Genomic DNA, 14,365 nt, shown 5'->3' on the forward strand with positions numbered 1-14,365 from the left:
CCGGCACGGGTGCGAGGGCACCCGTGTCGCCGTGCTGCTGAGAAGGAGAAGGGCCCGCGCCGGTGCGCGGGCCCGTCACGTGGGTGAGCGCACCGCCGACTGGGCGGACGGACGCCTTCCGGTCACCGAGGGCGGCGGCCTGCTGCTGCGCAAGGCGTTCCCGGAGCACTGGTCGTTCCTGCTGGGCGAGATCGCCCTCTACAGCTTCGTCGTCCTGCTGCTGACCGGGGTCTGGCTGACGTTGTTCTTCCACCCGTCGATGACGGAGGTCGTGTACGACGGCTCGTACCGGCCGCTCGACGGGGTGCGCATGTCGGAGGCGTACCGCTCGACGCTGGACATCAGCTTCGACGTGCGCGGCGGACTGCTGATCCGGCAGCTGCACCACTGGGCGGCGCTGGTGTTCCTGTCGGCGATCGGCGTGCATCTGCTGCGGATCTTCTTCACGGGCGCGTTCCGCCGGCCCCGCGAGGCCAACTGGATGATCGGCGTGACGCTGTTCCTGCTGGCCCTCGCCGAGGGCTTCGCCGGCTACTCGCTGCCGGACGACCTGCTGTCGGGGACGGGCCTGCGCATCGCCCAGGGCATCATGCTGTCCGTCCCGGTGGTGGGGACGTACGTCGGCATGTTCGCGTTCGGCAGCGAGTTCCCCGGCGAGGACCTGGTCCCGCGGTTGTACTCGCTGCACATCCTGCTGCTGCCCGGCCTGCTGCTGGCGCTCGTCACCCTGCACCTGATCCTGGTCTTTCATCTCAAGCACACCCAGTGGGCGGGCCGGGGCCGCACCAACCGCAACGCCGTGGGCAGGCCCATGTTCCCGCAGTTCGCGGCGAGTTCGGGCGGACTGTTCTTCATCGTCTTCGGTGTGCTGACGCTGCTCGCGGGCGTCGCGCAGATCAACCCGGTCTGGGCGTACGGTCCTTACCGCCCGGACATGGTGTCGACGGGTTCGCAACCGGACTGGTACGTCGGTTTCCTGGAGGGCGCGCTCAGGCTGGTGCCGCCGTGGGAGACGGCGGTCGCCGGGCACACGGTGATGTGGAACGTGCTGCTGCCCGCCGTCGTGCTGCCGCTCGCCCTGTTCGCGGTGCTGTACGCGTACCCGTTCTTCGAGCGGTGGGTGACCGGCGACGACCGTGAACACCATCTGTGCGACCGGCCGCGGGACAACCCCGTGCGCACGGGTCTGGGGGTCGCCGCGATCTGCTTCTACGGAGTGCTGCTCGCCGCGGGCGGCAACGACATCATCGCGCACTCCTTCAAGGTCTCTCTCAACACGCTGACCTGGGTGTTCCGCATCACCCTCGTCACAGTGCCGCCGCTGGCATTCCTGGTGACCAAGTGGGTCTGTCTCGCGCTGCAGGAGGCGGATCTGGAGCGGCTGACCGAGGGTGAGGAGACCGGCGAGGTGCGGCAGACGATCGCGGGTGGCTACGAGGAGAGCCACGCACCGCTCGACGAGGGGCGGCGGTACGCGCTGGAGAGCTACGGCTACCGCGTCGGGGAGCGGGAGTCGTCGGAGGGCGAGTCGGAGCCCTGACCGTCCCGTCCCGCGTACTGGAACACCATGCCGAACACACCGTGCGCGAGGACTCCTAGGCCGAGCAGCGCCAGCCACAGGCCGTAGACGACACCGAGCGCGAGAAGGACGGAGCCCAGCGCGATGGTGATCGGCCAGGTGCTGCGCGGCGGGAAGAAGTCCAGCGGGCCCGCGCTGTCCACCACTTCGGCGTCGGTCCGGTCCTGGGGCCTGAGCCCGCGCCTGCGGTGCTGCATCTGCAGGAAGAACCCGACGAGCGCGGCCATCAGGCAGGCGACGGCGAGCACGGCGGTGCCGGCGGGCTCTTCGGAGCGCCAGCCGTAGCCGAGCGCGGTCACGGCGAAGAAGAAGGCGACGCCGGCGAACAGGCGGGACTCGGTCCGCATCAGCCCTCCTTGCGCAGGTCCGGATGGTGCAGGTCGAACGCCGGGGACTCGGAGCGGATCCTGGGCAGCGCGTGGAAGTTGTGGCGCGGGGGTGGGCAGGGGGTGGCCCACTCCAGGGAACGGCCGTAGCCCCAGGGGTCGTCGGAGTCCACGCGCCGTCCGTAGTGGGTGGTGCGCCAGACGTTGTAGAGGAAGGGCAGCGTGGACAGACCCAGCAGGAACGCGCCGATCGAGCTGATGGTGTTGAGGAGGGTGAAGCCGTCCGCGGCCAGGTAGTCGGCGTAGCGGCGCGGCATGCCTGCCTCGCCGAGCCAGTGCTGGACGAGGAACGTGGTCTGGAAGCCGATGAAGAGCGTCCAGAAGTGGATCTTCCCGAGGCGTTCGTCGAGCATCTTCCCGGTGAACTTCGGCCACCAGAAGTAGAAGCCGGCGAACATCGCGAACACGACCGTGCCGAACAGCACGTAGTGCAGGTGGGCGACGATGAAGTACGAGTCGGTGAGGTGGAAGTCCAGCGGCGGGGAGGCGATGATCACGCCGCTCATGCCGCCGAGCAGGAACGTCACCAGGAAACCGCACGACCACAGCATGGGCGTCTCGAACGACAGGGAGCCGTGCCACATGGTGCCGATCCAGTTGAAGAACTTCACGCCCGTCGGCACCGCGATGAGGAAGGACATCAGGGAGAAGAACGGCAGCAGCACCGCGCCGGTGGCGAACATATGGTGGGCCCACACCACGGCGGACAGCATGGTGATGGCGATGGTGGCGCCGACCAGGCTGGCGTAGCCGAAGACCGGTTTGCGGCTGAACACCGGGATGATCTCGGAGACGATGCCGAAGAACGGCAGCGCGACGATGTACACCTCGGGATGGCCGAAGAACCAGAACAGGTGCTGCCACAGCAGCGCGCCGCCGTTCGCGGCGTCGTAGATGTGCGCGCCGAACTTGCGGTCCGCCTCCAGGGCGAGAAGGGCGGCGGTGAGCACGGGGAAGGCGGGCAGCACCAGGATGGACGTGAACAGCACGTTCCAGCTGAAGATCGGCATCCGGAACATGGTCATTCCGGGAGCGCGCAGGCACAGGATGGTGGTGATGAAGTTGACCGCGCCGAGCGTGGTGGACACGCCGGTCACCACCAGCCCCATGACCCACAGGTCACCGCCCGAACCGGGGCTGCGCACCGCGCTGTTGAGCGGCGCGTAGGCGAACCAGCCGAAGCCGGCCGCTCCCCCGGGCACCAGGAACCCGGACACCACCATCAGGCCGCCGAACAGGTAGAGCCAGTACGACAGCGCGTTGAGTCGTGGGAACGCGACGTCCGGAGCGCCGATCTGCAGCGGCATCACCGCGTTGGCGAACCCGGCGAACAGCGGTGTCGCGAACAGCAGCATCATGATGGTGCCGTGGATGGTGAACAGCTGGTTGTACGGGTGCTCGCTGAACAACTGCAGCCCGGGCCGGGCGAGTTCGGCCCGCATCAGCAGGGCGAGGACACCGCCGAACAGGAAGAAGGAGAAGGCGGTCGTCATATACAGATTGCCGATCACCTTGTGGTCGGTGGTCGTCGCCCACCGCACCACCGCACGCCCCAGTGTCCTGCCCGTCCGCGACCGCGCCGGCGTCTGACGCGGCAGCGTCGGCCTCCTGCTGTCCACCGCCATGCGCGGCCGGGTACCCGGGGCTGGTCGGACCAGTCGCGGGTACCCGTTCCGCGCGGCGTGATCGTCAGCCCCACGGTCGATCCGCTGTCTCTCTCTGCCGACATCGACGTGCTCGCCCGTTTCGGACGGGCCCTGGCCGACCCGATCCGCTGCCGCATCCTGCTCGAACTGCGCAAGGCCCCGGCCTACCCCGCCGACCTCGCCGACGCACTGGGCATCTCCCGCAGCCGGCTCTCGAACCACCTGGCGTGCCTGCGCGACTGCGGCCTCGTCGTCACCGTTGCCGACGGCCGCCGCACCCGTTACGAACTCGCCGACGAGCGCCTCGGCCACGCCCTCGACGACCTGCGCTGCGCGGTCGTGGCCGTCGCGGCCGACCGCACCTGCCCGAACGCCGATGAGAAGGACTGCTGCTGATGACCGCGATTTCCCTCGGCCCCGCCCCGGCCCGCCGCGACGCGCTGACCCGGCGCATACGCCTGCTGGTCACCGCGACGATCACCTACAACGTCATCGAGGCCATCGTCGCGGTCACGGCCGGCGCCCTCGCCTCCTCCACCGCCCTGATCGGCTTCGGCCTCGACTCCGTCATCGAGGTCTCCTCCGCCGCGGCGGTCGCCTGGCAGTTCTCCGCCCGCGATCACGCCCTGCGCGAGGCCCGTGAGAAGCGCACCCTGCGGATCATCGCCGTCTCCTTCTTCGCCCTCGCGCTCTATGTAGCCATCGACTCGGTCCGCGCGCTGACCGGCACCGGCGAAGCCGACCACTCGGTCCCGGGCATCGTGCTGGCCGCGCTCTCCCTGGCGGTCATGCCGTTCCTCTCGGCCGCCCAGCGCAGGGCCGGCCGGGAACTCGGCTCCACCACGGCAGTCGCCGACTCCAAGCAGACCCTGCTGTGCACCTCCGCCGTGCTCCTGGTCGGCCTGCTGGCCAACCTGCTGCTCGGCTGGTCCTGGGCCGACCCGGTCACCGCCCTCGTCATCGCCGCCATCACCGTCAGGGAAGGCCGCGACGCCTGGCAGGGCAAGGGCTGCTGCTCTCCGGCCGCCTCCGCCGCGGCGCCGACGTCCGCGGGGACCGACCTCTGTGGCTGCCGCCCGGGATGCGCCTGCTGCTCCTGAGCCGCCACGTTCCGATTGCGTCTGTTGCCCATGCCTGTGACGGCGTTTTTGCGGGTAAGCGGGCTTGGTAACCAAGCGCTTCGAAAGTGAGGCGGACTGTGGTCCTGACTGGGGACGGTGAAGGCCGGCAGTCGCTGGACGGTGCCCTTGTATCGGTGTCCGCCACGTTCGAGGCCAGTGAAGAGATCGCCGCGGCCCGTGACCTGGCCTGTTTCTTTCTGTCGGATGTGCGGGCCGTGCATGGGCTGCCGGTGTCCGGTCCCGTGACGGGCATGGTGCAACTGGTGGTGAGCGAACTGGTGACCAATGCCCACAAGCACGCGCCCGGCCCGTGCCTGCTGACTCTGGAGGCCGAGGACAGAGCCGTCCGGGTGAGCGTGTGGGACAGCGATCCCACGCCGCCGGCGGTCATGGCGCCCGATCCGAGCCGCATCGGGCAGCACGGACTCGAGATCGTGATGGCGGTCTGCGAGAGCTTCGCCGTCCACCGTGAGCCGGTGGGCAAGCGCGTCACAGCCGCCGTGACGCTGGCCGACGGCCCCGATGAGGACGCGTCCGGCCACCGGTTGATGTGATCGAGCAGCGGGGAAGTCGGCTGGTCCGGGACGGCCGGTCGGTCATACGGTCCCGGAGCAGAACACCGGCACTCGCTGGACGAGGTTGTTGGCGAACCCGCCTCGGTTCCAGGGCTGTTCGACTGGTTGGGTGTTCCCCGCTTCGTCGTGGGCACGGGCGCCGAGGACGTAGTCGCCGGGGTGGGCCGACCACCCGCAGGACCACCGGCGCCAGGCCCATCGGTGGCCGTGGTCCGGTTCGAGCTCGGCCGGATGCCACGTCACTCCGTCGTCCGTGCTCACCTCTACCGCCGTCACCGGGGCGCGTCCCGACCATGCTCGTCCCTCCAGCGTGACCGCGCCGGGCGCGACCACTCGGGTGCGGGACATGAAGTCCGGAAAGCCCGGAGGGATCAGGAGCGCGCGGGGAGCGATGAGGGTGACCGGTTCTCCCACTTCCCCGGGCCCTTTCCTGATCCGGTAGGCGACGGATTGCTGGAAACCGGTGAAGGGGATGTCGAGGACCGTGATGTCGCGCAACCACTTCACCTGGGCCATGCCGTACCAACCGGGCACCACGAGGCGGAGCGGGCTGCCGTGCTGGGGCGGCAGCGGTTCACCGTTCATCGCGTAGGCCACCAGCACCTCGGGATCGCCGCCGGTGGCGACCTCGATCGGAAGGCTCCGCTGGTAGTCCTGCTCGACACCGCGCTCCACGCCGTGGTCCGCCCCGGTGAACACGACGTCGACCGCGCCGGGCTCCACCCCGGCCTCATGGAGGAGCACACGCAGCGGCACTCCCGTCCATTCCGCCGTGCCGACGGCTTCCACCAGCCACGGCTGACTCACCGGCCTCGGCATCAGCAGGGCCCTGCCATTGCCCGCGCACTCCAGGGTCACGCGCGTGGTGCTCGCGGGGTAGGTGCGGAGCCGGGCCGGCGAAAGGCTGAGCGTACGCCGTACACGACCACTCACCGACAGCCGCCAGGCGGCGGCGTCGGGCACATAGGGGATGTCGTAGTGCGTCAGAACGTAGTGGAGGCCGGGCGGGGTGATGTCGTAGCGCATGGCCTCCAGCGGCAGGCCGTGGTTCCGGGCCGCCAAGGCCAGCTCGTCCTGCCCCAGGCCCTCGCCCGGTGCGGCCAGCCGGGCGGGAGTGCTCACGTCGGCGATGCGACGTCCCATGCCCTGATTATCGTCCGCCCTCTCCGGTCGCGCCTCGGCAGCCGCGCCTTCGTCAAGCACGGGCGAGTTGCGCGGCGCGGAAGGAGACGTCGAAGCGGTGGCACCCGCGCAGACCGGGTCCGTCGCTGGTGCCGAGCCCCTCCAGCGCACCACGTGGCTCGCCGACGTCACCGGTGCTCGGGGTTGTCCGCGCCGGGGCGGCAGCCGGCGTCCCACTGGGAGCGCTGGTTGCCGTAGGCGGGGATGCCTCCGGTGCGCTTCAGCAGGGCGGCGAGGTGCATCAGATTCCAGGTCATGAAGGAGGTGTTGCGGTTGGTGAAGTCGTTCTCCGGGCCGCCCGACCCCGGGTCGAGGTACGACGGACCGGGGCCGGCCGCGCCGATCCAGCCTGCGTCCGCCTGGGGCGGGATCGTGTAGCCGAGGTGCTGGAGGCTGTAGAGGACGTTCATCGCGCAGTGCTTCACTCCGTCCTCGTTGCCGGTGATCAGACAGCCGCCGACGCGGCCGTAGTAGGCGTACTGGCCCTGGGAGTTGAGCAGCGAGGAGCAGGCGTAGAGGCGCTCGATGACCTGCTTGGTGATGGAGCTGTTGTCGCCCAGCCAGATCGGGCCGGCCAGGACCAGGATGTCCGCCGCCATCACCTTCTCGTACAGCCCCGGCCAGGCGTCGGTGGCGAAGCCGTGCTCGGTCATGTCCGGGTAGACGCCGGGTGCGATGTCGTGGTCCACGGCGCGGATCACCTCGGTGGTCACGCCGACGGCGTCCATGATGGCCCGGCTTCTGTCGATCAGCCCCTGGGAGTGGCTGAGCTGCGGGGACGGTTTGAGGGTGCAGTTGACATAGAGGGCGGCCAGGTCGTCGAAGCGGTACGCGGCGTCGGTGGAGGCATCGACGCGGGGTGAGGTCGTCATGGGGGCAGCGTCTCGCGCGATGTCCGCTTTGTCCCGGTCCGACGCGCCCCCGCATGCCGTACCCCTTACGGAGTCATGACATACAGGCGCGGTCCCGTGGTGTGGCGGCGGCGCGGGCCTAGCGTGGCCGCATGCGCGTACTGGTCACCGGCGGTGCCGGGTTCATCGGGTCCCATGTCGTCACCGCTCTCCGAGAGCGGGGGCACGAGCCGCTCGTGTTCGACGTGCGGGAGGACCCCGGCGCCGACGTGCGGGACCCGGCGGCCGTCGGCCGTGCCCTGTCCGGTGTGGACGCCGTGTGCCACCAGGCCGCGATGGTCGGGCTCGGCGACGGGGTCGCCGACGCGGCCGAGTACGTCTCGCACAACGACCTGGGTACGGCTGTGCTGCTCTCCGCCATGGCGGAGGCGGGTGTCGGTCACCTGGTGCTGGCCGGCTCGATGGTCGTCTACGGGGAGGGACGGTACGAGTGCCCGCGGCACGGGGTCGTACGGCCCGGGCCGCGGGCCGTCGCCGACCTCGACGCAGGCCGGTTCGAGCCCGCCTGCCCGGTGTGCGGGGACGAGCTCTCCCCCGGCCTGGTCGGCGAGGACGCCCCGGCCGATCCCCGGAACGTGTACGCGACGACCAAGCTCGCCCAGGAGCACCTGGCCGCCGCCTGGGCCCGCTGCACCGGCGGATCGGCCGTGTCACTGCGCTACCACAATGTGTACGGCCCCGGAATGCCCCGCGACACGCCGTACGCCGGTGTCGCCTCCTTCTTCCGCTCGGCGCTCGCCCGGGGCGAAGCACCGCGTGTGTTCGAGGACGGACGTCAGCGCAGGGACTTCGTGGACGTCCGGGACGTGGCGGCGGCGTGCACGCTGGCGCTGGAGGCGGAGGCCGCCCCGGGTGTGCTCAGGGCCTACAACACCGGCAGCGGTGACCCGCACACCGTCGGCGAGATGGCGCGGGCGCTGGCCGCCGCGTACGGCGGACCCGAGCCGGTCGTCACCGGCGAGTACCGGCTCGGGGACGTACGGCACATCACCGCGGACTCGTCGCGCCTGCGAGCCGAGTTGGGGTGGAAGCCGGAGGTCGGGTTCGAAGAGGGCATGGCGGAGTTCGCTCGGGCCGGGATGCGGGAGGCGTAACCCCCGAGGGGCTGGTGGTACTGCCCGCGTGCAGACAACGGTTGCCGCAGGTCCTACGGGGACATCCGGGCGGGGGTGAGGGGCAGGGCGCCGGCGTGGATGCGGGAGCGCGCGTCGAACACATGACGAAAGTCTGACGTCTGGCCCGGAGGGCGGTCCGGGACCGTCCGTCCGGCCTAGCGTTCCGGTGTGATCCGCACTCTGCCCTCCGCCCGGCCCGATACCGCGCACTCCGGCGTGTCGCGCCGCCTGCGCCATGACCTGTACGCCGCCGGTGCCGCCGTACTGCTCGTCACGGCGGCCGTACTGGCCGGCCGCCACATCCAGGGGACCAGCCACACGCTGTTCGTCGGCTGGCCGCCGCTGCTGGCGTCCTGGCAGCCTCATCTGGGACCCGGCACTCCGGCGGCCGTGCTGGTGGCGACCGCCACCGTGGCGTACGGCCCCGCACTCGCGGCCCGCCTCCCGTGGCGGGCCCTGCTCCCCCTGACCTGGGGCACGGCCATGGCGTGGATCTACTCCCTCGCCCTGATCGACGGCTGGCGCCGGGGCATCGCCGTCCGGCTCACCACCCGCTACGAGTACCTCCAGGTCATCGACCGCTTCCACGACATCCCGGCGGCACTACGGGACTTCACCCAGCACATCCTTCTCCACTCCCCCGACAACTGGCCCGCCCACATCGCCGGCCACCCGCCCGCCGCCACGCTCACCTTCGTCCTGCTCGACCGGATCGGGCTGCGGGGCGGAGGCTGGGCCGGGGTGTGGTGCATCACCGTGGGAGCGACGGCCTGCGTGGCCGTGCTGGTCACGATCCGCGCCCTGGCCGACGAGGTTCTCGCGCGCCGTGCGGCGCCCTTCCTCGCCCTGGCACCGGCCGCCGTGTGGATGGGCACCTCGGCCGACGCGTACTTCGCGGCGGTCGCGGCGTGGGCGGTGGCACTGCTGGCACTGGCGGTGACCGGACGGTCCCTGTGGTGGGCGGGAGCGTCCGGGCTGCTGTTCGGCCTGACCTGCTATCTGTCGTACGGCCTCACGCTGGTCGCCCTGATCGGGGCGACGGTACTGGCGCTCGGCCGGCCGGGGGTCCGGGAGCGTCCGGCCCTGCTGGTGCCGCTGCTCGCCGGGCTGGCCGTGGTGCCGGCGGCCTTCACACTCGCCGGGTTCAACTGGTGGGAGGCGTACCAGCTGCTGGTCACGCGCTACCAGCAGGGCGCGGGCGGCATCCGTCCCTACGGCTACTGGGTGTGGGCCAACCTGGCCTGCACGGTGCTCATCGCGGGCCTGGCGACGGTGGCGGGTCTGCGGCGGACCGGGGCGGTGCTGATCCGGCGGCGAACCGAGCCGCGAGGGGACGTCCGGCTCGCGTTTCTCGTGGCCGCCGCCCTCCTCGCCCTGCTGGCAGCCGACCTGTCGGGCATGAGCAAGGCGGAGACGGAACGCATCTGGCTGCCCTTCGCGATATGGCTGCTCCCGGCGTGCGCGTTCCTCAGCCGCCCCCGCGCCTGGCTCACCGCCCAGGCGGTACTGGCCCTCCTCCTCAACCATCTGCTGCTCACCGGTTGGTGACCGCTCCCGAGGAGGCGCAAGCTCGATCCCATGACGATCGACGTGACGGCCGAGCGGGTCATCCCCCTGCCGCCCGAACGCGTGGCCGCGTACGCGATGGACTGGCGTCACGACGCCGACTGGACCCAGGGCATCCGCACGGCGGAACTCACCGCGGAGGCGGACGGGGGCGGCTTCGGAACCGGAGCCCAGGTCACCCGTACGGCGTACTTCCTGGGCCGGCGCATCGACTACGTCCTGCGGGTCGCCGCGTACGACCCGCCACGGCTGCTGGACATGGTTTCCGTGGCGGGCCCGATGCCCATGCACGTCACGTACACCTTCGAAAGCCACCCGCGCGGCACGCACGCCCGCATCCGTGTGCGGGGCGGCGAGGGAGGGTTCTACCGGCTGGCGGCACCGCTGCTGGCCCGGCGGGTCCGCGCCGATCTCGCGAAGGACCTGCGCGACCTCGAAGCGAGACTCATGGCGCAGGGGTGAGACGACCATGGCGTACGACGAAGGACTCGCGCAGCGGATCCGCGAGCGCTGGGCTGGGGATCCCGAAGTCGGCGAGAAGCGCATGTTCGGCGGGGTGGCCTTCTTCTACCAGGGCAACATGGCCGTCGGCGTCACCGGCGACGACCTCATGGTCAGGGTGGGCCCGGACGCGACCGACGCGGCGCTCGCCCGGCCGGGGACGCGCGTCTTCGACATGACCGGCCGCCCGATGCGCGGCTGGGTCGTGGTCGAGGGCGCCGCGGTCGCGGAGGACGACACACTCGGCGCATGGCTCGACGAGGGGCGCGCCTTCGCCGCGAGCCTGCCGCCCAGGTGAGACACCGCCCACGAGGCACACGGCCCGCTGGTCCCGCTGCTTCAGGGCTGCGCACGGCCTCGACCGTGGTCGGCGGCGTAGGCGGCGAAGACATCGGCAGGCGTGCCTCCGGTGTGGAGGAAGCGCTGGTCAAGGATGGCGGCAAGGTCTTTCAGCGCACCGGTGAGCAGATCGCCGGCCAGTCGCACCTCTGGCCGGCGCGCTGCCTGAGCCCGCTCGGTGAGGGCACCGGCGTAGCCGACCATGGCCGCCAGCGACGAGTGGTCCTCCCCGTCGTGGAAGTAGTACGCCTCGGCGTACTGGGTGAAGTCGATGCGGACGCGCGCGATTTCCGTCGCCAGGCTGTCCAGCAGCACCGCCCCGGCCGTGCAGTCGATCTGTGGCGTCGTCGGGTCCGCGTCACGCAGCAGCGCCAGGCGGATGGCCAGGACCCTCCTTCGCGTCAGTGCCGGGTAGATCTCCAGCACCCAGGACACGGTGGCCGTCAGCAGGATGAAGCCGACGAGGGCTTCGAGTGGCGAGACCAGGCGGAGCCAGCCCTCGCCGGGTGCGATGTCCCCCAGGCCCAGGGTGGCCACGGTGACCAGCGAGAGGTACACGGAGTCGAGCAGCGCCGGCTCCTGAGCCGCCTTGGAACCCGGTGAGAAGGTGAACGCCCCGGGCATGTGGGGCCAGTAGACGATCGCCCAGCCGAGGATGACGATGACGGCCCACATGCCCACGACCGTGACCATGGAGAGCGGCCCGACGAGCCCGACCACGCGCCTGCGGGCACGGAAGCGCCGGGCCAGCCGCCAGAACGCCGTCATGACCAGGCGGCTCAGGCCGCCGTGGCGGGTGGGGTGCCAGAGGGTGTGGAACAGGTCCCGCAGGGTGATCATGACGAGCCCGGCACCGACGAGCGACACCAACCACTTCATACGGCCAACCACTTCATGCGACCAACCACTTCATGCGACCAACCACTTCATGCGTGTCTCCCACAGACCCGGCCCCGGACGCGGACCCCCGTTTTCGGAGCCACGTCCCAAGGTGACGGAGCCTCAGGCCGGCTGAGGGATGACGGCGACCGGGCACTTGGAGTGGTGCAGCAGGGTGTGGGCGACTCTGCCCAGTTGCAGACCGAGGTGACCGTGCCGGCGTACAGCGCCGACGACGATCAGGTCGGCGTCGGACGATGCCTGCAGCAGAACGCGGTGGGCGGGGCCTTCGACCGGCAGGCGGTGCACCTCCACGCCGGGCCGCTCCCGTTCGGCCTCACGGAGCGCCTCGGTGAGGCGGTCCGAGGCCCGCTCCTCCTGCACGTCGGCGGCGACCGCGACCAGAGGCTGGTCCTCCAGGTGCTCGTGGGCCGGGCTGCGCCAGGCCCGTACGGCGGTCAGGGCGTGACCGCGCCTGTCGGCCTCACGGACGGCGAACCGTACGGCGCCCGTGCCTTCCGCCGAATCGCCGACTCCCACCACGATCCGGCCGAAGGATCCCTCCAGGTTCGGCTCCGCGCCACGGACCACGATGACCGGGCAGACCGCGCGACCGGCCACTGCCAGGCTGACCGACCCCAGCAGCAGCCCGGCGATCTCACCCCGTCCGCGGGCCCCTGTCACCACGGCGAACGCCTCGTGCCCTGCGTGCAGCAGCACGGACACGGCATCGTCGGGCAGCACCTCGCCCGACGCCTTCACCTCGGGATTGCGGAGCCGGGCGCGTTCCAGGCAGGAGGAGATGATGTGCTGCGCCATGACTTCCTCGGCGGGACGGCCGGTGCCGAAGGACGGCCGGGCCCCCTCGTAGCGTTCCCACAGGGAGGCCTGGAGCAGCCGCAGCGGCATCCCGTGCCGGGCCGCCTCGTCCACCGCCCAGTCGACGGCCCGCAGACTGGAGTCCGATCCGTCGACGCCCACGACCAGCGGGAGTTCCATCGCCGCCACCGCCTCTTTCGTCCGGCTGCCGAGAACCCCCTCTGAATACCGTCGCACCGTCCGCGCATCGCCGCGACATCAGTGCCGTGCCGGTCGTGGAGGGCGACGGGCGGGTTGTCGGGGTGGTCTCCAGGGCCGGCTGCAGGGCATCGTCAGCCGCGCCGACCTGCTCAAGTGCACGACGGGGTCGTCACGCTCAGCGGACGGGCCAGGACAGTCACGCCCTTACCTGTCGGCGGGGATGATGCGACGGCCCGTGAGGCTCGTGGGCCGGATCGACACCCACATCTCGCGTTGACCGCCCGCCCATGGTGTGGTGTGGGCGCCCCGGGCGAGCCTGCGCACGGCGTCGGGCTCCGTGACCACGCTCGCGGGACCGACGGCGAGCACGCTCCAGCCCTGACTCAGCGCCTCGTCCACATGGTCGACCTCGAAGGCGACCTCCGTTCCCACGGCCTCCGCGGGAACGGAGTCGGGCGCGGTCCGGAAGACGATCGTGTCGTCGACGACCTCGTAGTTGACGGGGACGACCGCCGGGTGGCCGTCGGACGTCGACACCGCGATGCGCCCCACGCCGTGCGTGGAGAGCAGGGTGCGGCATTCCTCCGGGCTGAGGTCCCGCAGCTGCGGATGCAGCAGCGCCATGCCCTGGCCGGGTGGGAGGTCGATGCCTCCGCCGCGCAGAGCGGTGACGGTGGTGCCCAGCGCGTCGGCCAGCCTGATGAGAGTCGCCACGCTCGGGTCGGCGGGCCGTTCCTCCAAGTAGCCGAGGTATTCGGGCGACATGCGGGCGCGGCGGGCTGTCTCCCCGCGGCTGAGCCGCTGCCGGTTGCGTTCGACGGCCACGCGCCGGCCGATGTCGCCGGGGTTGGGGGTCGCGGCCGACGGGGCCGCTGCGGGCCTGGCCACCGCCTCACCCGCCTCCGGCTGCGCGGACTCTTCGGCCGTTCCGGGCCGTCCGTGCCCGACATGGCGGATGTGTGCGTCGGGCCCGGGGAAGACGAGCGTCACTTCGTCCGTGTCCGACCAGCGCACGTCGTAGGGAGGTGTTCCGTCCTCGTGGTGGAGTCCGACGATCTCGCCGTCGCGCCTGCCGATACCGGTCGCCGGGCTTTCGATGACGAGTTGGTCGCCGAGGTGAGCTCGCATGATCGCCGCCCTCTCCTCAGAATGCTGCTGTATCCAACGTGCCAGGCGCCGCGGGGCGCCGCATGGGGCGAGAGGCCGCGCCAGGCGGCCGGAAGCCGCCCCACGCGTGGGTCGCTGCGCCGTGGTCGGTCACATGGGCCATCCGGCGACCTGTCGGGTCTTCGGGCGGGCCGCGCCCACTGCCTCGATGTCGTGTTCGGCCGCGTCCAGCAGTTGCCGGGCGAGGTCGTTCATGGCCCTGCCCGCCGCCAGTTCGTCGCCGATCTCCGGCACGTTGGTGTCCGCCGGATGGCAGTGCGCGGCCCCGTGGCCGGTGAATGCCGTGGCGCCGGTGTCCAGGACCACGTGCGCCTTCGTCGTTCCCTCGTCGTCCTCGAAGAGGTGCAGACGCATCTTCCATTGCACGGTGTGTGGCAT

The 14,365-nt window shown here is 71.0% G+C and carries 16 protein-coding genes; 8 read left to right on the forward strand and 8 right to left on the reverse strand.

Going from position 1 to position 14,365, the window contains the following annotated elements:
- Positions 1-31 precede the first annotated feature (31 nt).
- Complete coding sequence (locus NW895_RS29390) at positions 32-1,540, forward strand: cytochrome b N-terminal domain-containing protein (protein ID WP_289939346.1); 1,509 nt, start codon at positions 32-34, stop codon at positions 1,538-1,540.
- Here NW895_RS29390 and NW895_RS29395 read toward each other — a convergent pair.
- Positions 1,492-1,926 carry a cytochrome c oxidase subunit 4 gene (locus tag NW895_RS29395; protein ID WP_289939348.1) on the reverse strand — a complete coding sequence of 145 codons (435 nt, stop codon included), beginning with the start codon at positions 1,924-1,926 and terminating at the stop codon, positions 1,492-1,494. The two genes, NW895_RS29390 and NW895_RS29395, sit on opposite strands and share 49 nt — an antisense overlap.
- Positions 1,926-3,590 (reverse strand): cytochrome c oxidase subunit I, encoded by a 1,665-nt coding sequence (ctaD, locus tag NW895_RS29400; protein WP_289939350.1) that lies wholly within the window; start codon positions 3,588-3,590, stop codon positions 1,926-1,928. Before ctaD ends, NW895_RS29395 begins: the two co-directional genes overlap by 1 nt.
- Before the next feature lie 84 nt (positions 3,591-3,674).
- Here ctaD and NW895_RS29405 point away from each other — a divergent pair, with 84 nt between their 5' ends.
- The 3 genes from NW895_RS29405 to NW895_RS29415 all read left to right on the forward strand — a co-directional run bounded on the left by NW895_RS29405 (position 3,675) and on the right by NW895_RS29415 (position 5,286).
- Positions 3,675-4,007, forward strand: coding sequence for a metalloregulator ArsR/SmtB family transcription factor (locus NW895_RS29405; RefSeq protein WP_289939548.1), 333 nt, complete (start codon positions 3,675-3,677; stop codon positions 4,005-4,007).
- Positions 4,007-4,711 (forward strand): cation transporter, encoded by a 705-nt coding sequence (locus tag NW895_RS29410; protein ID WP_289939352.1) that lies wholly within the window; start codon positions 4,007-4,009, stop codon positions 4,709-4,711. The genes NW895_RS29405 and NW895_RS29410 overlap by 1 nt, the downstream gene beginning before the upstream one ends.
- Before the next feature lie 155 nt (positions 4,712-4,866).
- On the forward strand, positions 4,867-5,286 hold the full coding sequence (locus NW895_RS29415) for an ATP-binding protein (RefSeq protein WP_289939353.1): 420 nt from the start codon (positions 4,867-4,869) through the stop codon (positions 5,284-5,286).
- Positions 5,287-5,328: 42 nt separating this feature from the next.
- Here the strand turns inward: NW895_RS29415 and NW895_RS29420 are convergent, their stop codons facing one another.
- Positions 5,329-6,450 (reverse strand): sulfite oxidase, encoded by a 1,122-nt coding sequence (locus NW895_RS29420; protein ID WP_289939354.1) that lies wholly within the window; start codon positions 6,448-6,450, stop codon positions 5,329-5,331.
- A 167-nt stretch (positions 6,451-6,617) separates the two neighbouring features.
- Positions 6,618-7,361, reverse strand: a complete 744-nt coding sequence (locus NW895_RS29425; protein ID WP_289939355.1) for a flavodoxin family protein — start codon at positions 7,359-7,361, stop codon at positions 6,618-6,620.
- Positions 7,362-7,492: 131 nt separating this feature from the next.
- Here NW895_RS29425 and NW895_RS29430 point away from each other — a divergent pair, with 131 nt between their 5' ends.
- From NW895_RS29430 to NW895_RS29445, 4 genes are all read left to right on the forward strand, one after another.
- Positions 7,493-8,494, forward strand: a complete 1,002-nt coding sequence (locus NW895_RS29430; protein WP_289939356.1) for an NAD-dependent epimerase/dehydratase family protein — start codon at positions 7,493-7,495, stop codon at positions 8,492-8,494.
- Positions 8,495-8,731: 237 nt separating this feature from the next.
- Positions 8,732-10,063, forward strand: coding sequence for a hypothetical protein (locus NW895_RS29435; RefSeq protein WP_289939550.1), 1,332 nt, complete (start codon positions 8,732-8,734; stop codon positions 10,061-10,063).
- A gap of 30 nt (positions 10,064-10,093) precedes the next feature.
- On the forward strand, positions 10,094-10,543 hold the full coding sequence (locus tag NW895_RS29440) for an SRPBCC family protein (RefSeq protein ID WP_289939357.1): 450 nt from the start codon (positions 10,094-10,096) through the stop codon (positions 10,541-10,543).
- Positions 10,544-10,550: 7 nt separating this feature from the next.
- On the forward strand, positions 10,551-10,880 hold the full coding sequence (locus tag NW895_RS29445) for a TfoX/Sxy family protein (RefSeq protein WP_289939359.1): 330 nt from the start codon (positions 10,551-10,553) through the stop codon (positions 10,878-10,880).
- Positions 10,881-10,921: 41 nt separating this feature from the next.
- On the opposite strand, the gene NW895_RS29450 is transcribed toward NW895_RS29445, so the two are convergent.
- The 4 genes from NW895_RS29450 to NW895_RS29465 all read right to left on the reverse strand — a co-directional run bounded on the left by NW895_RS29450 (position 10,922) and on the right by NW895_RS29465 (position 14,365).
- On the reverse strand, positions 10,922-11,800 hold the full coding sequence (locus NW895_RS29450; protein ID WP_289939360.1) for a potassium channel family protein: 879 nt from the start codon (positions 11,798-11,800) through the stop codon (positions 10,922-10,924).
- 123 nt (positions 11,801-11,923) lie between these two features.
- The gene (locus NW895_RS29455) at positions 11,924-12,799 is read right to left on the reverse strand and encodes a universal stress protein (RefSeq protein ID WP_289939361.1); all 876 of its coding nucleotides are present in this window, start codon (positions 12,797-12,799) and stop codon (positions 11,924-11,926) included.
- 225 nt (positions 12,800-13,024) lie between these two features.
- Positions 13,025-13,948, reverse strand: coding sequence for a pyridoxamine 5'-phosphate oxidase family protein (locus NW895_RS29460; RefSeq protein WP_289939362.1), 924 nt, complete (start codon positions 13,946-13,948; stop codon positions 13,025-13,027).
- Positions 13,949-14,077: 129 nt separating this feature from the next.
- A complete protein-coding gene (locus NW895_RS29465; RefSeq protein ID WP_289939364.1) occupies positions 14,078-14,365 on the reverse strand; it encodes a DUF1876 domain-containing protein in 288 nt (95 codons plus the stop codon).

The organism is Streptomyces sp. S.PNR 29, assembly GCF_030386795.1.
In the GTDB taxonomy this organism is placed as follows: Bacteria; Actinomycetota; Actinomycetes; order Streptomycetales; family Streptomycetaceae; genus Streptomyces.

Coding starts and splice junctions, on each gene's coding strand:
- NW895_RS29395 (WP_289939348.1), bottom strand. CDS start 1,926: ATGCGGACCGAGTCCCGCCTGTTCGCCGGCGTCGCCTTCTTCTTCGCC.
- ctaD (WP_289939350.1), bottom strand. CDS start 3,590: ATGGCGGTGGACAGCAGGAGGCCGACGCTGCCGCGTCAGACGCCGGCG.
- NW895_RS29410 (WP_289939352.1), top strand. CDS start 4,007: ATGACCGCGATTTCCCTCGGCCCCGCCCCGGCCCGCCGCGACGCGCTG.
- NW895_RS29420 (WP_289939354.1), bottom strand. CDS start 6,450: ATGGGACGTCGCATCGCCGACGTGAGCACTCCCGCCCGGCTGGCCGCA.
- NW895_RS29425 (WP_289939355.1), bottom strand. CDS start 7,361: ATGACGACCTCACCCCGCGTCGATGCCTCCACCGACGCCGCGTACCGC.
- NW895_RS29430 (WP_289939356.1), top strand. CDS start 7,493: ATGCGCGTACTGGTCACCGGCGGTGCCGGGTTCATCGGGTCCCATGTC.
- NW895_RS29440 (WP_289939357.1), top strand. CDS start 10,094: ATGACGATCGACGTGACGGCCGAGCGGGTCATCCCCCTGCCGCCCGAA.
- NW895_RS29445 (WP_289939359.1), top strand. CDS start 10,551: ATGGCGTACGACGAAGGACTCGCGCAGCGGATCCGCGAGCGCTGGGCT.
- NW895_RS29450 (WP_289939360.1), bottom strand. CDS start 11,800: ATGAAGTGGTTGGTGTCGCTCGTCGGTGCCGGGCTCGTCATGATCACC.
- NW895_RS29455 (WP_289939361.1), bottom strand. CDS start 12,799: ATGGAACTCCCGCTGGTCGTGGGCGTCGACGGATCGGACTCCAGTCTG.
- NW895_RS29460 (WP_289939362.1), bottom strand. CDS start 13,948: ATGCGAGCTCACCTCGGCGACCAACTCGTCATCGAAAGCCCGGCGACC.
- NW895_RS29465 (WP_289939364.1), bottom strand. CDS start 14,365: ATGCCACACACCGTGCAATGGAAGATGCGTCTGCACCTCTTCGAGGAC.